This window comes from Erythrobacter ani, assembly GCF_019204025.1.
In the GTDB taxonomy this organism is placed as follows: Bacteria; Pseudomonadota; Alphaproteobacteria; order Sphingomonadales; family Sphingomonadaceae; genus Erythrobacter; species Erythrobacter ani.
This window is the reverse complement of the sequence record NZ_JAGSPB010000002.1, coordinates 1,014,112-1,031,937: the sequence shown is the minus strand read 5'-3', so window position 1 is coordinate 1,031,937 and position 17,826 is coordinate 1,014,112. Positions and strand designations below refer to the sequence as shown.

Below are 17,826 nucleotides of genomic sequence, written 5' to 3'. Positions count from 1 at the left end.
CATGTTCACGGGGAAGGCTGAACACCGGGGAGAATATCAGATGCGGCTCAATCCATTCGACACGTCCAAGATCAAGGTTCGCGGCGGAGGTGGAGGTGGCGGCATGCGCCGGGCTGGCGGCGTGGGCTGCGGGACGATCGTCATTGCGATCATCGGCGCGGTCGTATTCGGTCTCGACCCGATGCAGACGATCGGTGTCGTCGAAGGGGTGCAGCAACAGACGGCGCCGCAGACGCAGCAGGCAAATGTCAGCGAAGAGCAGCTTTGCAACAGCAGTGCCTACGCGACGGAGGCCTGCAATGCCCTGCAAAGCCTCAATGAAACCTGGCAGCCCGAATTCGCGCGCGCCAATGTCGGGTTTCAGCAACCGGAACTGGTCCTTTATCCTTCGGGCCGGGTCGCGACACAGGGATGCGGGACCGCCTCCTCGGCAGCTGGACCGTTCTACTGCCCGGCCGATTACGGCATCTACATCGACACGTCATTCTACGATCAGCTCGCCCAGATGTCAGGCACGGGCGGCGATTTTGCGCGCCTGTATGTCATCGCTCATGAATACGGGCACCACATCCAGAATCTGACCGGCCTGGCTGGTCAAGTTCGCAGCCTGCAACAGCGTAACCCCTCGCAGTCGAACGACCTGCAAGTGCGCATGGAACTTCAGGCGGATTGCTATGCTGGTGTCTGGGCCGGGAAGAACCGAAACCGCATCGAACCCGGCGACATGGAGGAAGGCCTGCGGGCCGCCAGCGCCATCGGCGATGACACGTTGCAACGCCGGTCAGGTCAGCGCATAAACCCGGAGAATTTCACTCACGGTACAAGTCAGCAGCGCATGAGCGCGCTGCGGCGCGGATTGGAGACGGCAGATGACAGCGCGTGCGACACATATTTCGACCTGCGTTAAGGCAGGTCTGGCATCCGCCGCGATCTGGCTGCTCCCCGCCTCACCGCTTGCGGCACAGGTTCAGCAGGAAGAGCCCGATGCCGAAGAAGTCGCTCGCACCCCGCTGACCGATCTCAACATCGATCCGGAAGATATTCCGGAGGTCCTGATTGAAGCCGAGGCCAACCCCTATCTTTCCGACGGGCTGGTCAGCTGCAATGCCATCGTGAGCGAGATTGCAAGGCTCGATAGCGTGCTGGGTCCGGATTACGACCTCATCGGCTCGGGAGATTCCGGGCTGAGCCGCGGACAGGTCGCGCAAAGCGTCGTCGGGTCGTTCATTCCCTTTCGAGGGATCGTTCGCGAAGTCTCCGGCGCAGCGGGCGATCAGCGTAAAGCGCGATCCGCGGCCACGGCAGGCATGGTTCGGCGCGGTTTCCTTAAAGGGATCGGGCAGGAACGCGGATGCGCCTACCCTGCAAGACCGCGAGCGGAACAGATCGAGGCGACCGAGCAATAAAGAAAAACCGGAGCGGTTTGCGCACCGCCCCGGTCGTCGACCTTCAAACGTGGTCTAGGTTCAACCTTCGCGCGCGTTTTTCTTCCAGTCCCTGATCTGGCGATCGAGCTCTTTCAAAAGGTTGCTGCGCATCTCGCCCGTGATCTCCGGGTTTTTGGCGATCGCTGATCGCGCTTCCTTGAGACCTTTCAAGGCGTTGGCCATTATATTGGCCTGGCAGAGATAGACTTTGTTCCTGCCGCCTCTGCCTTCGACGAAGGTGGCAACCTCATCCGAATCGCCCCGGCATTGCATCTTCACAACGGTCCGACCCTTGTGGTTGCCCGAGTGGTTCATTTCGACCAGCGCAATCTCGGCCTCTTTGATCGCCTCTTTGACTTCCTCGTCGACCTCTTCGAGTTCCACGCGAAGTTCTGCCAGAGTTTCTTCGAGTGCCTCTTCCATCTCTTCAGCTTCAAGCTCGCCGTCATGCGAAGCCGAGTGAACCTTTATGACCTTGTAATCGCTGCCCGGCTTCTTTTCGTCCTTGGACTTGCTGATGACCTTCACTGTTTTGGCCTTCTCGGTCGCGTCACCGCCTTCGACGCCGGTGTCGGGATCGACCACGATGATCGTCGGTGACGAAACAGCCGGAGCAACAGGCGGCACAGGAGGCGCGGGCGGAGGAGGCGGTGTCGGCGCCGACGGGGCCGCAGGCGGCGGCGGCGGTGCAGGCTGATCGGCTGCGCTGTTTTCGGCGTAGGTGACCGACGCAGTGAGTGGCAGAGCCAGAACGGCCGCCCCGACGAGCAGTCGGCCGGCCATCCGGCGGCGAGAAGAGGTATCGGACATTTTCAGGCTCCTCAAACGGTGAATTATCGATTTGTCGCCAAGCACCGGGCATGCCATCGGCGCAGCCAGAGCGACATTAGGGCCAACGGCTGTGCTGGCGATGAGACTGGCGTAGGTCGCGCGCTCTTCGATCGGTTTTTCGGCAACCACTCGCGCATCGCACGCGGCCTCCTGATCGCGCCGCATCGCCAGCCAGCCATAGTGGCTCAGCGGGTTGAACCAGTGCAGCGCGAACAGGGGCTGGACGATGATATTGATCAGCAGATCATTGGCCCGGTGGTGCGACAGTTCATGAGCCAACGCGAGATCGCGCGCCGCCCTGTCATCGAGAGCCATGAAACCTTCCGGCAAGGCGATCACGGGATCGATCACGCCAAATGCAAGCGGTGCCTGTGTGCCGGGTGTTTCGACGAGCCGGATCCTCCCCGAACGTCCCATTTCCCGCGCGTCTCGCAGCAGATCTGTACGGAGTTCGAAATAACTGGCAAAACGCTGCCATAAGAAGACGGCAGCGCCGGCCAACCACACCGTGCATCCTACCTCAACCCAGGGGACTGCGAGGAGAAAGGATGAAAAATCGAACGATGTGAGAGGACCGGTCGCTGCCAATCCTGCATCCGGGAGTGAATCCGAGCCCGACTGTGTCGCAACAGAAGCATCGGCACCCTGATCCAGGATTATCAATGTCCCCGTTTCGGCAGGCGCTGCGTCTTGCGGAGCCAGCCAATGGGGCAATGTTATGGTCGGAAGGACCAGGCGTAATGCCGGCAAGATCCACAAGGCGTAAGCCACCTGCGGACCGAACCACCGCGCAACCGGACGCCTGACGATCAGGACGAATGCAATAAGCCCCGCCGTCCAAAGGAGTGTTTCGAATAGCCACTGAGTCATTGTTTCAGCTCCTTCAAAAGAGCTTCGATCTCAGCCAGGTCATTCTCGCTTAAAGCTTCGGATTCGGCGAGATGCGCCACCAGCGAGGCGGCTTTACCTCCGAACAGCCGATCGACCAGGCGGCGGGATTCCCCGCCGACATAATCGGAGCGCGCCATCAATGGGCTGTAAAGAAAACGGCGGCCATCGGGCCGCGTCTCGATCGCTTGTTTCTGAACCAGGCGAGACAGCAATGTCTTGACGGTCGGAAGACTCCAACCGCGCTTGCCGCAGATTTCGTCGCAAACTTCGGCAGCGGAAAGCGTGCCCCGATCCCACAGCACTTCCATGACGGCGTGCTCTGCTTCGCTGATACGTTCGGGTCCGATAGTCCCGGAAGATGTGTCTTCTGACTTACTCAAGACGGCCTCCCAACTGCTTGATTACACCTGTAGTCACATCGACTACGTCTGTAAACCTGAAGCGCAGATGAATGCGCGCATTGCGCCCTTGCTCTTCGCCGAGCGAACGATATCACCGGACGAATGACATGGAAGCTTTCAGCCCTTGCCGCCCTCACCCTCTCTTGCCCCCCCACTGCCGCAATGGCCGAAGAGATCCTGCCGGAAACAGCGCCCATTGCGCTGAATTCCAACGACCCAGCGATGGAGACTGTCGGTGATCTGGTCTTCATGGGCGGCGTCGAGCTGGAGCCGGGCGAAGCTGAAATCGGCGGCATCTCCAGCCTCGATTGGGATGAAGGGGCTTTCTACGCGGTCATCGACGATGGACGCTGGATCAGGCTCACGCCGGACGAGATTGATGGCAAGCTCGTCGATGTCATCGCCCTCGAGACCGGAACACTGCGCGATCTTGATGGCAAGAAACTCCGGAAGAAACGCGAAGCGGACGCAGAGGCGTTGACGCGATCTGCGGATGGCGCGTGGCTGGTCGCTTTCGAGCATGATCACCGGATCTGGCGTTATGAAAGCCTGGACCAGCCGCCGACGAGCACTCAATTGCCGATTGCGGACCTCGCTTTCGGCGCGGAGGCGAATGCCGGATTGGAAGCGCTCGCGCTATCGTCGGACGGATTGATCGCTTGCGGGGAGTGGACCGGCACCGACATCCCCAATTGCATGCGGGAGCGCGGCGGCGGGCTCGTCAGTTTCGAGATCGATCCACCGGGACCATTGAAGGAGCGCGGCGGTGTGCCGACTGATGCTGACTGCGCGAGCGACGGCACCTGTTACATCCTGTTCCGCAGCTATTCGCGTGAGCTTGGCAATGCCTCGGCCATCGTCGCGATCGATGCCGACAATACCACAAAGACCCTCGCGACCATGCTGCCACCAATGACACTCGACAATTTTGAAGGGCTGGCCGTGCGCGAAGAGGCTGGACGGACGTATCTCTACATCGCGTCCGACGACAATTTCTCCGATAACCAGCGCACTCTCCTGATGAAGTTCGAGGTGGCCTCAGCGCGAAAGGATATGCCGCTCGACACGCCGCCCACAACAACCGGGACAGAACCACAATACGATACCGTCAGCGTTGTCATCGAAACCCAGATGGGTGACATCACCGTCGCGCTTGAAACCGAACGTGCGCCGATCACGGCGGCGAATTTCCTGCGCTATGTCGATGAAGACCGATTCGATGGAACGGTGTTCTATCGCGCGATGTCGCTCGACCGGGAGCCCCGGCCAAACGGTTTGCTGCAAGGAGGCACCCAGTTTGATCCCGCGCGCATTCTGGACGGGATCCAGCACGAGCCAACCAATGTCACCGGCCTCAGTCATACGAGCGGCGCGCTGTCGATGGCGATGGGTGAACCAGGCACGGCCAACGGCGATTTCTCCATCATGCTGCAGGACCAGACAGGTCTCGATGCGCAGCCCGGATCCGACGATCCCGTCTGGAAGAATGGCTACGCGGTGTTCGGTTACGTCACCGATGGGATGGACGTGGTTGCAGCGATCCATGCCCGCCCGACCGATCCGGATGCGGGCGAAGGTTGGATGAAAGGCCAGATGCTGGCCGATCCCGTAACGATCATAGATGTGCGGCGCGTGGCCAGCACTGCCGAGTAAGCCTAATCCCCGACCGCCGGGCGTCCGACCGGCGCAGTCGCCACCGATGGTATCCTGTTTTCGAGGTCGCCCAGCCACGCGCCGACATTCGCGCCCACGGAGACCTGTGGAAGCGACGCTGTCAGGCGGCCTTCAGCTTCCCATAAAGCGATCTGACGGGTGGCTTCGCGGGCGGCTTCGGACAGGCTTTGCGGCTTACGCAGCGCCCGGTTGATCAGGGCGTCGCCGTAGAACGTCCAATCGTTCTCTGCTTCGCATCCGAACGAGGTGCGCTGAGCAGCAGCGGCTGTCAGGATCGCGGTGTCAGGGCTCGCAAGCTCAGGCACGAATACACCTGAATAACACGCGCTGATGATGAGTAGGCGGCGTTCGATACCGAGCTCATCGAGCACAGCCTTGAATCGGTTCGGCGAGAATATCCCGTAACCCTGATCGCCATAATGATTGACCAGCCCCACCTTGGCACCGTGGCTGGTGCTGTAGAGCACGAGTACGTCCTCAGCGGGATCCATCATTTCGGCGATGTGCGCGAGACTGAGGATCAAGCTTCGGATCGAACCGCGAGCCAGATCGTCGCGGGTTCCATCTGCCCCGGCTAGCGTGAGCGTTCGCCCCTCACCTCCATATCGGCGTGACAGCACCCTGCCCGCCTCGCGTGCTTCGCGAGCGAAGACGGGATCGCTGTCGAGCGCCACAGCGATCACATAGGCATCGATTGTGCCCGGACGCTGGGGTGCGAGACCATCCAGCGCTGCGGAAAGCCGCCGGTTTTGCTCCAGCATTTCCTTTGCCGGGATGCCGCGCTGCATGTGCGGCGCAAGTTCGAAGCTCTTGAGAGCCTCGTCCCGATCTTCGCCGATGGCCAGATTGGGAAACGGCTCGGTGTGTTCGGGCGGCTGAGTGCGTGTACCGGCTCTGTCCTGCGAAAGCGCAGGGACAGAGGCCAAAGCAAGCAGTGAGAGCCCGAAAAGAGCGCGCGTTATCATGAACCGAAGCTGCCCCGGACGGTTTGTCCGGTCAAGCGGCGAGATCGGCCATGAAGGGAATTAGTACACGCGCGCTTTTGGTTCGATATAGGTCGCATCGTCGGTCAACGTGTATTCGTGGACCGGACGGTAATCGATCTGGATGTTCGATCCGCTCCCACCCCAGCCTTCGAACCAGGCGACCGTGTGTTTCATCCATTCTGCGTCGTTGCGATCGGGAAAATCCTCGTGCGCGTGGGCACCGCGGCTTTCCTTGCGGTTCGCTGCCGATGCCATGGTGACATTCGCCTGTGCCATCAGGTTGTCTAGCTCGAGCGTTTCGATCAGGTCGCTGTTCCAGATCAGCGATTGGTCGGTGACGTGAATGTCCTCCATCCGCTTGTTCTGGTCGGCCAGCTTCTGCACGCCTTCGTCCATCAGCTTCGTATCGCGGAACACGGCGGCATGCGCCTGCATCGCTTTTTGCATGTCGGCGCGGATCGCCGCTGTTGGGGAGCCACCTTGCGCATATCGGAAGTGGTCCACCCGGCCGAGCGCGAAATCGGCGCTGTCGGCAGGAAGTTCGGGCTGGCTTGCACCGGCTTTCACATTGTCCTTGAGATGCAGGCCGGTCGCGCGGCCGAACACCACGAGGTCGATCAGCGAGTTCGAACCGAGGCGGTTTGCACCGTGGACCGAGACACACGCCGCTTCGCCCACGGCGTAGAGTCCGGGAACGACCGCATCGGGATCGCCATCGCGCAGCGTCACGACCTGTCCGTGATAATTGCAGGGGATGCCGCCCATATTATAATGGACGGTCGGCGTCACCGGCAGCGCTTCGCGCGTCAGGTCGACGCCGGCGAAGATCTTCCCGCTCTCTGTGATGCCGGGCAGCCGCTCTGCAAGCACCTTCGGATCGATATGATCGAGGTGCAGGTGGATATGATCGCCTTCAGGCCCCTGCCCGCGCCCTTCACGCATTTCGAGCGCCATCGAACGGCTGACAACATCGCGAGAGGCCAGATCTTTCGCGCTCGGAGCGTAGCGTTCCATGAAGCGCTCGCCTTCCGAGTTGGTCAGATAACCGCCCTCACCGCGTGCGCCTTCGGTAATGAGGACGCCCGCGCCGTAAATGCCGGTCGGGTGGAACTGGACGAACTCCATGTCCTGCAGCGGCAGACCTGCGCGCAGCACCATGCCGCCGCCATCGCCCGTACAGGTGTGTGCCGATGTCGCGGTGAAGTAGCAGCGGCCATAACCGCCGGTTGCCAATACCACGGACTGCGCACGGAAGCGGTGGATCGTGCCATCGTCGAGACACATAGCGATGACCCCGACGCACTTCTTCACGCCGCCCTCTTCGGACATGATGAGGTCGAGCGCGAAGTACTCGATGAAGAAATCCGCATCGTATTTCAGGCTCTGCTGATAAAGCGCGTGCAACATCGCGTGGCCGGTCCGGTCAGCCGCGGCACAGGTGCGCTGCACCGGAGGCCCTTCGCCCATATTCTGCATGTGGCCGCCGAAGGGACGCTGGTAGATCGTGCCATCTTCGTTGCGTGAGAAGGGGACGCCCGCATGTTCCAGCTCGTAGACAGCCTGAGGAGCTTCGCGAGCGAGGTATTCGATCGCATCCTGATCACCCAGCCAGTCCGACCCTTTCACGGTATCGTACATGTGCCAGGTCCAGTGATCGGGCGTGTTGTTGCCGAGGCTGGCCGCGATGCCGCCCTGCGCAGCAACCGTGTGCGATCGAGTCGGGAAAACCTTGGAGATGTTTGCAGTGCGAAGGCCGGCTTCCGCCGCGCCCATCGTTGCGCGCAGACCCGATCCGCCTGCACCCACGACCACTACGTCGTAAGTGTGGTCGATAATCTTGTACGAGCCCTTGTGGGCGCCATGGGACTCAGTGGTAGCCATCAGGCCTGACCTCCAAATGCGAGACTGGCGACACTGAAGACAGAGAAGGTCCCGCCAGCGATAACCGCGATATTGAGCGCTGAAAGCAGCGCGAATTTCGTGCCGTAATTGTGGACGTAATCCTCGATCAGCACCTGTAGGCCCAGCCGGGCATGCCAGAACAGGCTGACGACAAGCAGGATCATCGCTGTCGCCGAAATCGGCTGCGCCAGCCAGGAACTGACCGATGTATGGCTGTAATCTTCCATCAGGATGAAGCTGATGATCAGCCAGCTCATCAGGACAAGGTTGCTGATCGCCGTGAAGCGGTGGACGAGCCAGTGATGCGCGCCGTCATGCGATGGCCCCAGACCGCGGACGCGGCCGATCGAAGTACCGTTACCCATGCTCGCTCTCCTCAGCCCAGTATCACGAAGGCCCAGAGGGCGATGGTAAGAAAGATCGCGATGACCGGCGAGGCGATCGACCAGAACCGGTTGGTGTCGAGTTCGTATCCCGCACCGATATCCAGCACGAAGTGACGAAGCCCGCTCATCATATGCGTGAAGAACGCCCAGGACAGACCGAACAGCACGATCCAGCCGAACGGTGAGGTCATCGCATTGACGAACGTCTCATACGCGTCCGGCCCGCTCGCAATCGCGCCAAGCCACCAGACCAACACAAACAACCCGACCAGCGCCAAGCCGTCTCCGGTTGCGCGGTGCAGGATCGATACCAGCATGTGGGGTCCCCACCGCCATATCTGGAGGTGCGGCGAAAGCGGTCTTTGGTTCATGGCTATCCCGTTCGAACTGTATTTGCCCTACCCACTTAGCGGTCTTGCCAGATGAGGCAAGCGGTGAGCGCTCGACTCCTCTTGCAAAGTTTCGGATAGAGCGTTGCATGAGTTTCATTCTAGTCACCGGATCAAGCCGCGGGATCGGCGCAGCGGCCAAGGCCGAACTGGCCGCACGCGGTATCGAAGTCATCGGCCATCAGACGCGTGAGGGCGATGGCGGCAACATTGCGGCCGACTTTACCGATCCGGGCGCTGCGCAAACGTTGTGGGACGAAGCGCTGGACCGCTCGGACGGCGATATCGCTGCAGTCGTGAACAATGCGGGCCTGTTCGACGCAAACCCTGTCGAACGATCGGACATCGAATGGCTGGATGCCTGGGAGGACACGCTTCGCATCAATCTGACTGCCGCTGCGCAATTGAGCCGGTTTGCAGTGCGGCACTGGCAATCGCGCGATCCGGGACCCGATGGCGTGCGCGGTAGGCTGGTCCATGTTGCAAGCCGCGCGGCCTATCGCGGGGACAGCCCTGCGCATTGGCACTACGCCGCTGCAAAAGGCGGCATGATCGCCATGCACAAAACCATAGCGCGGGCCTATGCAGCTGGCGGCATATTGAGCTTCGCAATCACGCCGGGGTTTACCGACACATCCATGGCAGGCGATTACCTCGACAGCAGGGGCGGCGCAGGCCTTCTCGCCGACATACCGCTGGGCCGGGTCGCAACGCCGGAGGAAATCGGACGGATCATCACTTTTTGCGCATTGGACGCGCCGCCCAGCATGACCGGCGCCGTCATCGACGCCAATGGAGCCAGCTTTGTCCGGTAATTCGGGATGGAAGCTGACGGCTTTCGCTTCCAAGGCAGACGTGCAGGCGGCTCTGCTGGCGCATGACGACATCGAAGACTGGGATTTCGATCTGGTCGTTTCCGGACGCGAAGTGGCTGAGGATCGTCCGCTTGAGTGGGTTCTGGAAGGCTGGTTTCCAACCAAGCCCGGCACTGCGCAGAGGAAAGCGCTGAAGAGCCTGTTTGCGGGCAAGCCTCCCAAGATCGCGATAGACGAGTTACCGGATGAAGACTGGCTCACTCTCAGCCAGCAAGGCGCACCGCCGATCAGGGCGGGCCTGTTCCATGTTCACACGCCCGACTTTCCCCCTGACGATGGTGCGATCAACTTTGCGATCCCTGCCAGTCAGGCGTTCGGCACCGGCCAGCACGAAACGACCGCTGGTTGTCTTGACATGCTTGGCGCAATGAAGGCCAGCGGCGCGCATCACCGCGCTATTGCGGATATCGGGACGGGCACGGGCTTGCTCGGTTTTGCCGCGATGGCACTATGGCCCCGCGCCGAAGCGACAGCCTCGGACATCGATCCGGTGTGCGCAGGCGTGGTCGAGGACAATGCACAGCTCAACTCGGTCGCGCTGGGATCGGGACGCGGCGAGATGACGATGGTGATCGCAGAGGGAATGGACGATCCGCTGCTTCAGGCCCGCGGCCCCTACGACCTTTTGATCGCCAATATCCTTGCCGGGCCGCTGGTGGAACTGGCTCCGGATTTTGCAGCAGTAGTCGCACCAAAAGGCAACGTCCTGCTCGCCGGCCTCCTTGCAGGTGAACAGGAGCGCGCGGTCCGCCGAGCTTACCGTATGGCGGGCTTCAGGCTTGCTGCCCGCCTTCAGCGCGGAGACTGGGCGATACTCTGGTTCAGACGGCGACATGTCCGGTAGATCCCAGGCGCTGAAATGCGTTGCCTGGGCGGGAGCCGCGCTCTTGATTGCAGCGCCCCTGCTCTTTTTTTTGTCCGCGTGGATCGGCTCATCCATCCCGCGCAATTCCGGCTGGAGAGAGGCAGACCAGGGCATTGAAATCTTCATCGGCGAGAACGGCATTCACACCGAAATCGCAATGCCGGTGGTCACCGAGATCATCGACTGGCGCGGGCAATTTCCGATCGGCGATATCGCCGCGCCCGCGCGCGCCTATACCCATGTCGCGGTCAGTTGGGGTGAGCGCGCTTTCTTCCTGCAAACACCGACCTGGGCGGATTTGGACCTCGGTGTGGCCGCGACAGCGCTGGTTGGCGGCGAAGGCGTCCTCCACGTTGCCTGGTATGTCCGTCCAGCTCCCTCAGACGATTTTCGGCCCGTGCGCATCAGCCGCGAACAGTACGCCGCGCTCACACGCGAAATCACCGCGCAGCTCGTTCCTGAGGAAGGCCGCGCCGTCTACAGTGGATATAGCCAGCATGACGTATTCTACGATGCGCGCGGGACCTACCATCTCGGCAACACCTGCAACCAATGGACCAGCGAAAGGTTGGCATCCGCGGGGATCGCAACGGGTTGGTGGACGCCCTTGCCTGGCGGGGTGATGAAATGGGTGCCGCCAATCGGCGAGCACTAAGTGAGCGCAAGCTCAATCCGGCGACGTTCCAGAAACAACCGTTCGGCTCGCGGAGGGCCCAAGGCCAGCGCTTCGTCGAGCGCTCTTGCTGCCGCCGCTCGGTCGCCGATGCGTGCGAGCAGATGGGCGTGCGCGACATGTAGAGGACGCGCATGGCGAAGCCGCTCGACAGGCAGCGTTGCCAAGGTTTCGAGTGCGGGCTGCGGGCCCTCTACCTCGGCAAGGGCCAGCGCGCGATTGAGCGCAACCATCGGTCCCGGCCGCATCTCCATCAGCACATCGTACAGCGACAGGATCGCCCGCCAGTCCGTCTCGCCGCCGAAAGCCCGCCGCGCATGGGTCAGCTGGATCGCCGCCATCACCTGATAGGGGCCGCTTCGCTCGACGCAGGCGGCGCGGTCCATCCATGCTCGCGCCTGCTCGATCGCTTCGAAGTCCCAGCGTGAAGTGTCCTGCTTCGACAACGGGATCATCGCTCCTATGTCGTCGAGCCGCGCGGTCTCGCGCGAACGGGCGAGCATGACAAGAGAGGCAAGCGCCAGCGCTTCGGGTTCCTCCGGAAGGAGTTCGGCGATCATCGCGGCCAAGCGGCCGATTTCTGCGGACAGTTCCGGATCGATTTCGCCAGCAGCATCCTGGTAGGCGGCGGTATAGGCAAGCTCGATCGTGAGCAGCACCGCTTCGAGGCGCTCACCCCAGTGCCGCCGATCGGGCAATTCAAATGCGATTCCGGCCTCACGCACCTTGGTCTTGGCGCGGGTGATGCGCTGAAACATGGCCGGCTCGCTGGTCAGAAACACGTGCGCGATAGCGCTCACCGGCAAGCCGCAAACGACCTTCAGCGCGAGCGCTGTGCGCGCCTCGATCGCGATGGAGGGGTGGCAGCAGATGAAGATCAACCGCAACCGCTCATCGGGGATCGCTTCGGGGAGTTCGACGACATCGCTCATGTCCTGCCCTCCTTCATCAATCAGGGCCGCAGCTTCGCTCGCGCGGGCGCGCGCTGTCTCCTTGCGGATCGTGTCGATGGCCTTGCGCCGCGCAACGGTCATCAGCCATCCTTCGAGGCGATCCGGAGGCGTATCGAGCGCGAGGCAGACCTCCATTGCCTCGCCGAACGCATCCTCTGCCGCATCGAGATCGCGGAGCCGCGCGGCGAGGGCTGCAACCAGCCGTGGCCGCGCGGCCATGCATCGGCGCGCAAGGTCGGTGCCTTCGGTCACCCCTCCATCGGCCAGACCGGACGGACTTCCACCGCGCCCTTACCCGGGACCGGAATCTGCTTCGCCCATTCGAGCGCGTCATCGAGGCTTTCGACGTCGATGATGTAGAAGCCGCCGAGTTCCTCGTGCGTTTCGGCAAACGGGCCGTCGTGGAGCGCGTGACTGCCATTGTTCCACTTGATCGTGGTCGCAGTGCTGCCGGGCTTCAGGCGTTCGCCGCTGAAGGCGATGCCCCTTTCGCCCCATTTCTGCGCCAGCGCCATATGGCCCGCGAGCGTGGTCTCCATCCGCTTCGCGCCATCATCGCCTTCATAGATGCTCTCGTCCTCGTTGATCAGCAGCATATATTGCATGTCTCGTCTCCTTGGCTCTCCGCGCCAGAATGGCGAGGCTCCGACACTGAGACGAAGGAGGCAAGCCGGATTCGACAGCATGTCGCGAAAAATCTCGGAACGTGCGCTCCGCCCGCCCTTTAATGAGGCAAAGCCCCGCAATCGAAGGATACCCCCATGGCCAAGACCCTCCTCATCACCGGCGCATCTTCCGGCATCGGCGCCGCAACGGCGAAAGCCGCAGCGGAAGCAGGTTGGAACGTAGTCCTCTGCGCGCGCTCTGACGATAAGTTGAAAGCGCTTTCCGGCGAAATCGGCGAGGCTGCACTCGCGATCACCTGCGATGTAACCAAGCGCGATGAAATCGCCGATGCGCTCCAAGAAGCTGCCGAGCATTTCGGCGGGATCGATGCCGTCTATGCGAATGCCGGTACGGGCGTTGAAAAAGCCGGGATCGAAAATGGCGATCCCGATGAATGGCACGATATGATCCATGTGAACATATTGGCGGTGCTCTACGCCGCGCATGAGGCCATCCCGCATCTCAAGAAAACAAAGGGCCACTTCATTGTTACCGGATCGAAAGCCGGGCGGGACACGTTCAAGGGATCGGTCTATTCGGCGACCAAATGGTTCGTTCACGGCTTCGGCGAAAACCTGGCCGAGGAAATGCGCGAATGGGGCGGCCGCGCGACGATCATCGCGCCCGGTATGGTCGATACCGCTTTCTTCGACGAGCCAAAGCCCAGCAAGATCCAGCCCGAGGATGTCGCGAACGCGGTCGTATTCGCGCTTGGCCAGCCGAAGACTGCCGCCGTGCGCGAAATCTACATCATGCCGAACGACTAGGTTGCGCTGTCCCTCTGGGCGGGGGGCTTCACCGCGTGGAACGCTGCAACCGCGCGGGTTACGGCCTGCATCATCTCCATGCGCGCCGGGATCGGCTCGCGCGTTCTCCCGATAAGGACTGCGACGCCGTATTCCGATCCGTCGGGAGCAATAAGCAGGCCGACATCGTTGTATCCCGATTGTTCGCCATCGAAGACCTGGCCGGTTCCGGTCTTGTGCTCGATCCGCCATCCTGGGGGTAAACCGCCCTTCAGCCGCCGCGGCCCGCTACGCGTGCGTGAGAGGATTTCGCGCATGTACCAGGTGGAGTCAGCCGACATCAGCTCACCGCGCGCGAGCTGCGCCATGGCATGGGCAATTCCGAGCGCGCTTGCTCCATCGATCGGTTCGGCGAGGTATCCCTCGAATGCCTCGCGCCGGAGATTTGGCGCAACGCCATCGCGAGCGCGGTAGAACCGGTCTCCGTAGGAATAGGATTGATCCCACCGCAACCCTGCAATGGCGCTCTGTTTGGTACGCTCATCCGCACCGAACTGGATCATTCCCAGGCCTGCGCCATCGAGCCAGTTCTGGACTGCTTCGGCCCCGCCGATGCGCCTCAGCACACGATCGTTCGCGGTGTTGTCGCTGCTCGCAAGCGCGCGTTCGATCAGGTCGCCGTAATCGCTTGAGAAGCTGCCGCGCGACCGCACTACGTTTCTGATCGGTTGGTAGAACAGAGTCAGATCCGCGCGGCGGATCGACACGCTCTCCGACAGATCGAGATCGCCCGCATCGACCTGCGCCAGAGCCGCCATCGCCACCCAAAGCTTGCTCACGCTTTGTTGCGGCATCAGCCGGTCGCCGTTGAAATCGTAGGCGTTTCTGGCTTCGACATCGATCACGGCGATGCCGATCTCGCCCGAGATGGAGCTGCCGATCTCGGCGAGCTGCTGTTCGAATGCAAGTTCTGCGGGCGTCGGGACCCGGTCCGCCGGCGGCTCACCGATCGGAACCTTAACAGTCTGGGGCGCCGGCCCCGGACTCGCCGCGGCGAAGACGAGTGCAACGGCCAAAATCGGTATGAAGATCAACAAGAAACGCGAGAAAACGGCCATGCACCATCAATCCGTCGCAGCGTAAAGGTTTCCGAATATTCCTGAGACCCAGGCACTTTCTCGTGAACCGCCTATCCGGCCTTGCAAAGCGTGGCTTCGAGAAGGTTCAGCGCGTTGCGAGTAAACGCGTCCATGTTCGCGATACGATCATCGCTGTCGGTCTCGATCGTCGCCAGTTCTTCCGCGCCCGGACCGGCGACCGCTGCGACGCTGCGCCCCGATGCGACACCCATCGGATGTTTGCTCGACCCGGCAGACCCGCTCTCCGCTATACCCCACTGCGCGCCCATCCGATCGCGAATCGCGCGGGCCTGAAGCATGGCATATTCATCGGTTGCCGAGCGCATCCCCTCATAGGCATCGCGCGGCAGGTCGAACAGCACGTCGCGCGCCTTGAAAGAATATACGATCCCGCCACCGACATAGAATTGAAGCGCCCCCGGCACTGTCAGCAGACACGCGGCAATCAGGCCCCCCGTCGCGCCGTCCGCCACCGCGATCTTTTCACGTCGTGTTCGCAATATCTCGGCAATCCGCACCGCCTGCGGATGAAGTTCGCGCAGCAGGTCCATCACCCGGCCTCGGCCACGATTTTCGCCCAGCCTGCCTCGTCGATCGTTTCGATCCCCAGTTCCTGCGCTTTCTTGAGCTTCGACCCCGCACCCGGTCCTGCGACAAGCAGATCGGTTTTCGCGCTGACCGAGCCGGAGGCTTTGGCGCCGAGGCGTTCGGCCTGCGCCTTTGCTTCATCGCGGCTCATGGTTTCCAATTTGCCCGTGAAGACGACCGTCTTGCCCGCAACGGGCGAGTCCCGCGTTTCGACCTCGTAGCGCGGAGGGTCGATCTGGCCGAGAAGATCCTTCCACACCGCGACATTATGGGGTTCGTGGAAGAAATCGCCCAGAGCCTCCACCACGCTTGGGCCAATTCCGTCGATACTGGTGAGTTCGGCGGCGGCGTCTTCATCGCCGGCGCGCGCCCTTTCGGCAATGGAGCGAATGGCCGAAAGCTCGTGTACATTCTTCATCAGGTCGCGCGCGGTCACCTCGCCCACATGCCGGATGCCCAGACCAAACAGCAGCCGCGCGGCGTCAGGCCGCCGCTTGTTCTCCACAGCCGCCAACAGGTTGTCCACAGACTTGTCCTGCCATCCCTCGAGCGCGAGAACCTCGTCCCGGCGATCCTTCAAGCGATAGATATCGGCAGGGCTTTCAAGCCACCCCAGCGCGAAGAATTGTGCAATCGTTTTCGATCCGAAACCGTCGATATCGAGCGCCTTGCGGCTGACAAAATGTTCAAGTCTTTGAGTGCGTTGTGCCGGACATATGAGACCGCCTGTGCAGCGCACATCGACCTCGCCTTCCTCGGCCACGGCTTCGCTGCCGCATTCGGGACACTTGTCGGGAAACGCGAACGGATCGCGCTGCGCCTCCCGCGTCAGGTTATCCACAACCTGCGGGATTACGTCGCCCGCCCGCTGGATCACCACCCTGTCACCGGGCCTCACGCCCAGACGCTCGATCTCGTCGCGGTTGTGCAGCGTGACATTGGTTACAGTGACACCGCCCACCAGAACCGGCGCGAGCCTGCCCACGGGGGTAAGTTTACCGGTCCGGCCAACCTGGATATCGATCGCCTCCAGCGTGGTCTCGGCGCGTTCTGCGGGGAATTTGTGTGCGAGCGCCCAGCGCGGAGCCTTTGCAACGAAGCCGAGCCGCCGCTGGTAATCGAGCCGGTCGACCTTGTACACGACGCCGTCGATCTCATAATCCAGGTCAGGGCGCCGACGGCCGATTTCCTCGTAATGCGCAATCATCGCATCGACACTGTCGCTGACTGTTAGGAAGGGCGAGACCGGAAAGCCGCAGCGCTCAATCATGCGCATCATGTCGTGCTGGCTTTCGCAGGGAACCTCGGAGGCCGCGCCCCAGCCATAGGCCCAGAACTTGAGCGGACGTTTCGCCGTCACGCTCGCATCCTTCTGGCGCAGCGAGCCGGCCGCGGCGTTGCGCGGGTTGGCGAAGAGTTTACCGCCCGCCTCTTCTTGCGCGGCGTTCAGAGCCGTGAAATCCGCCTTCGACATGTAAACCTCGCCGCGCACTTCGAACACTTCGGGTACGCCCTCGGGCAGCTCCTGCGGAATATCAGCGATATGCGCGACATTGGGCGTGACGTCCTCACCGACCTGCCCGTCGCCGCGCGTTGCCGCGCGAACAAGCTTACCGTTTTCGTAGCGAAGCGAGCAGGACAGGCCGTCGATCTTGTCCTCGGCGGTGATCGCAACCGGCTCGCACTCATCGAGCGACAGGAACCGCCGAATCCGCGCAGCCCACTCCTCGACTTCCTCGCGGTTGAAGGCGTTGTCGAGGCTCATCATGCGAACCTCATGCGTCACCTTGCCGAGAGGAGAGGCGGCGATTTCGTGCCCGACCTTCTTCGACGGAGAGTCCTCGCGGATCAGATGCGGGAACAGCGCCTCAAGCTCGGCATTGCGCCGCACGAGCGCGTCGTATTCCTGGTCGGAAATCTCGGGATCGTCTTCGGCGTGATAGAGCCGGTCATGCTTCGCGATCGCCTTGGCCAGGCGCATAAGTTCATTCGCGGCTTCGGCTTCGGTGAGATTGTTCATGAGATCCACATGATGCCAAGTTCCGCCATCGTCCAACCCTCTGGCGTTAGCCGAAGTCGGTAGCCGTATCCCTCCGCACCCAGATTGCCATAGGTCGCCCCACCTTCGGCGTGGCATGCCTTGCCCCCGCAGGCGACATTGGCGTGGACGAAGATGGCTGCTTCACCCGTTTCGGTAAGAACCACTCCGGGCCCTTCCCAGTGGCATTCGCCTTCCGCGTAAATATCGGGAAACCGCCCTGATAGGGCTTCGACCAGGTCGGAATGCGCCTGTGTCATGCAGATCGGCCGCTGTTCGAATTGCTCCTGAGAGCGGAATTTTTGGACTACATGAATGAACAGCGCTTCCCGTGGACCATTTGCATTCTCGATCAGCACCTCATCGCCTGCAGGTGCATCTTGCGGGACCGCATCG

The 17,826-nt window shown here is 61.8% G+C and carries 18 protein-coding genes; 7 read left to right on the top strand and 11 right to left on the bottom strand.

Translation table 11 applies throughout. The features are described 5' to 3' along the window. The first annotated feature begins 40 nt into the window (after positions 1 to 40). Together ypfJ and KCG45_RS11985 are read left to right on the top strand one after the other, a co-directional pair. A complete protein-coding gene (gene ypfJ / locus KCG45_RS11990; protein WP_218317434.1) occupies positions 41 to 907 on the top strand; it encodes a KPN_02809 family neutral zinc metallopeptidase in 867 nt (288 codons plus the stop codon). After that, entirely contained in the window at positions 870 to 1,406 is a 537-nt protein-coding gene (locus KCG45_RS11985; protein ID WP_255548151.1) for a hypothetical protein, read from the top strand. The genes ypfJ and KCG45_RS11985 overlap by 38 nt, the downstream gene beginning before the upstream one ends. A 60-nt stretch (positions 1,407 to 1,466) precedes the next feature. On the opposite strand, the gene KCG45_RS11980 is transcribed toward KCG45_RS11985, so the two are convergent. Both KCG45_RS11980 and KCG45_RS11975 read right to left on the bottom strand, forming a co-directional pair. Then, positions 1,467 to 3,128, bottom strand: a complete 1,662-nt coding sequence (locus KCG45_RS11980) for a M56 family metallopeptidase (RefSeq protein WP_218317433.1) — start codon at positions 3,126 to 3,128, stop codon at positions 1,467 to 1,469. Further along, positions 3,125 to 3,529 carry a BlaI/MecI/CopY family transcriptional regulator gene (locus KCG45_RS11975; protein WP_218317432.1) on the bottom strand — a complete coding sequence of 135 codons (405 nt, stop codon included), beginning with the start codon at positions 3,527 to 3,529 and terminating at the stop codon, positions 3,125 to 3,127. The genes KCG45_RS11980 and KCG45_RS11975 overlap by 4 nt, the downstream gene beginning before the upstream one ends. A gap of 123 nt (positions 3,530 to 3,652) precedes the next feature. Between KCG45_RS11975 and KCG45_RS11970 the strand changes: the two genes are divergently transcribed. Further along, positions 3,653 to 5,203 (top strand): esterase-like activity of phytase family protein, encoded by a 1,551-nt coding sequence (locus KCG45_RS11970; RefSeq protein WP_218317431.1) that lies wholly within the window; start codon positions 3,653 to 3,655, stop codon positions 5,201 to 5,203. A gap of 2 nt (positions 5,204 to 5,205) precedes the next feature. Here the strand turns inward: KCG45_RS11970 and KCG45_RS11965 are convergent, their stop codons facing one another. From KCG45_RS11965 to sdhC, 4 genes are read right to left on the bottom strand one after another with little or no spacing between them, the layout of a single operon-like run. Beyond that, a complete protein-coding gene (locus KCG45_RS11965; protein WP_218317430.1) occupies positions 5,206 to 6,189 on the bottom strand; it encodes a C13 family peptidase in 984 nt (327 codons plus the stop codon). A gap of 60 nt (positions 6,190 to 6,249) precedes the next feature. Then, on the bottom strand, positions 6,250 to 8,091 hold the full coding sequence (sdhA, locus tag KCG45_RS11960; RefSeq protein ID WP_218317429.1) for a succinate dehydrogenase flavoprotein subunit: 1,842 nt from the start codon (positions 8,089 to 8,091) through the stop codon (positions 6,250 to 6,252). Further along, on the bottom strand, positions 8,091 to 8,477 hold the full coding sequence (gene sdhD, locus KCG45_RS11955) for a succinate dehydrogenase, hydrophobic membrane anchor protein (RefSeq protein ID WP_218317428.1): 387 nt from the start codon (positions 8,475 to 8,477) through the stop codon (positions 8,091 to 8,093). Before sdhD ends, sdhA begins: the two co-directional genes overlap by 1 nt. A gap of 11 nt (positions 8,478 to 8,488) precedes the next feature. Beyond that, positions 8,489 to 8,869 (bottom strand): succinate dehydrogenase, cytochrome b556 subunit, encoded by a 381-nt coding sequence (gene sdhC, locus KCG45_RS11950; protein ID WP_218317427.1) that lies wholly within the window; start codon positions 8,867 to 8,869, stop codon positions 8,489 to 8,491. Between the two features lie 107 nt (positions 8,870 to 8,976). Between sdhC and KCG45_RS11945 the strand changes: the two genes are divergently transcribed. From KCG45_RS11945 to KCG45_RS11935, 3 genes are read left to right on the top strand one after another with little or no spacing between them, the layout of a single operon-like run. Then, positions 8,977 to 9,702, top strand: coding sequence for an SDR family NAD(P)-dependent oxidoreductase (locus tag KCG45_RS11945; RefSeq protein ID WP_218317426.1), 726 nt, complete (start codon positions 8,977 to 8,979; stop codon positions 9,700 to 9,702). Then, positions 9,692 to 10,606, top strand: a complete 915-nt coding sequence (locus KCG45_RS11940; RefSeq protein WP_255548150.1) for a 50S ribosomal protein L11 methyltransferase — start codon at positions 9,692 to 9,694, stop codon at positions 10,604 to 10,606. Before KCG45_RS11945 ends, KCG45_RS11940 begins: the two co-directional genes overlap by 11 nt. Then, positions 10,596 to 11,282, top strand: coding sequence for a TIGR02117 family protein (locus KCG45_RS11935; protein WP_218317424.1), 687 nt, complete (start codon positions 10,596 to 10,598; stop codon positions 11,280 to 11,282). The genes KCG45_RS11940 and KCG45_RS11935 overlap by 11 nt, the downstream gene beginning before the upstream one ends. Here the strand turns inward: KCG45_RS11935 and KCG45_RS11930 are convergent. Beyond that, entirely contained in the window at positions 11,279 to 12,505 is a 1,227-nt protein-coding gene (locus KCG45_RS11930; protein WP_369410784.1) for an RNA polymerase sigma factor, read from the bottom strand. The two genes, KCG45_RS11935 and KCG45_RS11930, sit on opposite strands and share 4 nt — an antisense overlap. Next, positions 12,502 to 12,858, bottom strand: coding sequence for a YciI family protein (locus KCG45_RS11925; protein WP_218317423.1), 357 nt, complete (start codon positions 12,856 to 12,858; stop codon positions 12,502 to 12,504). Before KCG45_RS11925 ends, KCG45_RS11930 begins: the two co-directional genes overlap by 4 nt. A gap of 156 nt (positions 12,859 to 13,014) precedes the next feature. Between KCG45_RS11925 and KCG45_RS11920 the strand changes: the two genes are divergently transcribed. Continuing rightward, positions 13,015 to 13,686, top strand: a complete 672-nt coding sequence (locus tag KCG45_RS11920) for an SDR family oxidoreductase (RefSeq protein ID WP_218317422.1) — start codon at positions 13,015 to 13,017, stop codon at positions 13,684 to 13,686. Here the strand turns inward: KCG45_RS11920 and KCG45_RS11915 are convergent. The 3 genes from KCG45_RS11915 to ligA all read right to left on the bottom strand — a co-directional run bounded on the left by KCG45_RS11915 (position 13,683) and on the right by ligA (position 17,412). Continuing rightward, the gene (locus tag KCG45_RS11915; protein WP_218317421.1) at positions 13,683 to 14,783 is read right to left on the bottom strand and encodes a serine hydrolase; all 1,101 of its coding nucleotides are present in this window, start codon (positions 14,781 to 14,783) and stop codon (positions 13,683 to 13,685) included. The genes KCG45_RS11920 and KCG45_RS11915 overlap by 4 nt on opposite strands. Before the next feature lie 71 nt (positions 14,784 to 14,854). Further along, complete coding sequence (locus KCG45_RS11910) at positions 14,855 to 15,355, bottom strand: CinA family protein (protein WP_218317420.1); 501 nt, start codon at positions 15,353 to 15,355, stop codon at positions 14,855 to 14,857. Beyond that, the gene (gene ligA / locus KCG45_RS11905) at positions 15,355 to 17,412 is read right to left on the bottom strand and encodes an NAD-dependent DNA ligase LigA (protein WP_218317419.1); all 2,058 of its coding nucleotides are present in this window, start codon (positions 17,410 to 17,412) and stop codon (positions 15,355 to 15,357) included. Before ligA ends, KCG45_RS11910 begins: the two co-directional genes overlap by 1 nt. Positions 17,413 to 17,826: the final 414 nt, after the last annotated feature.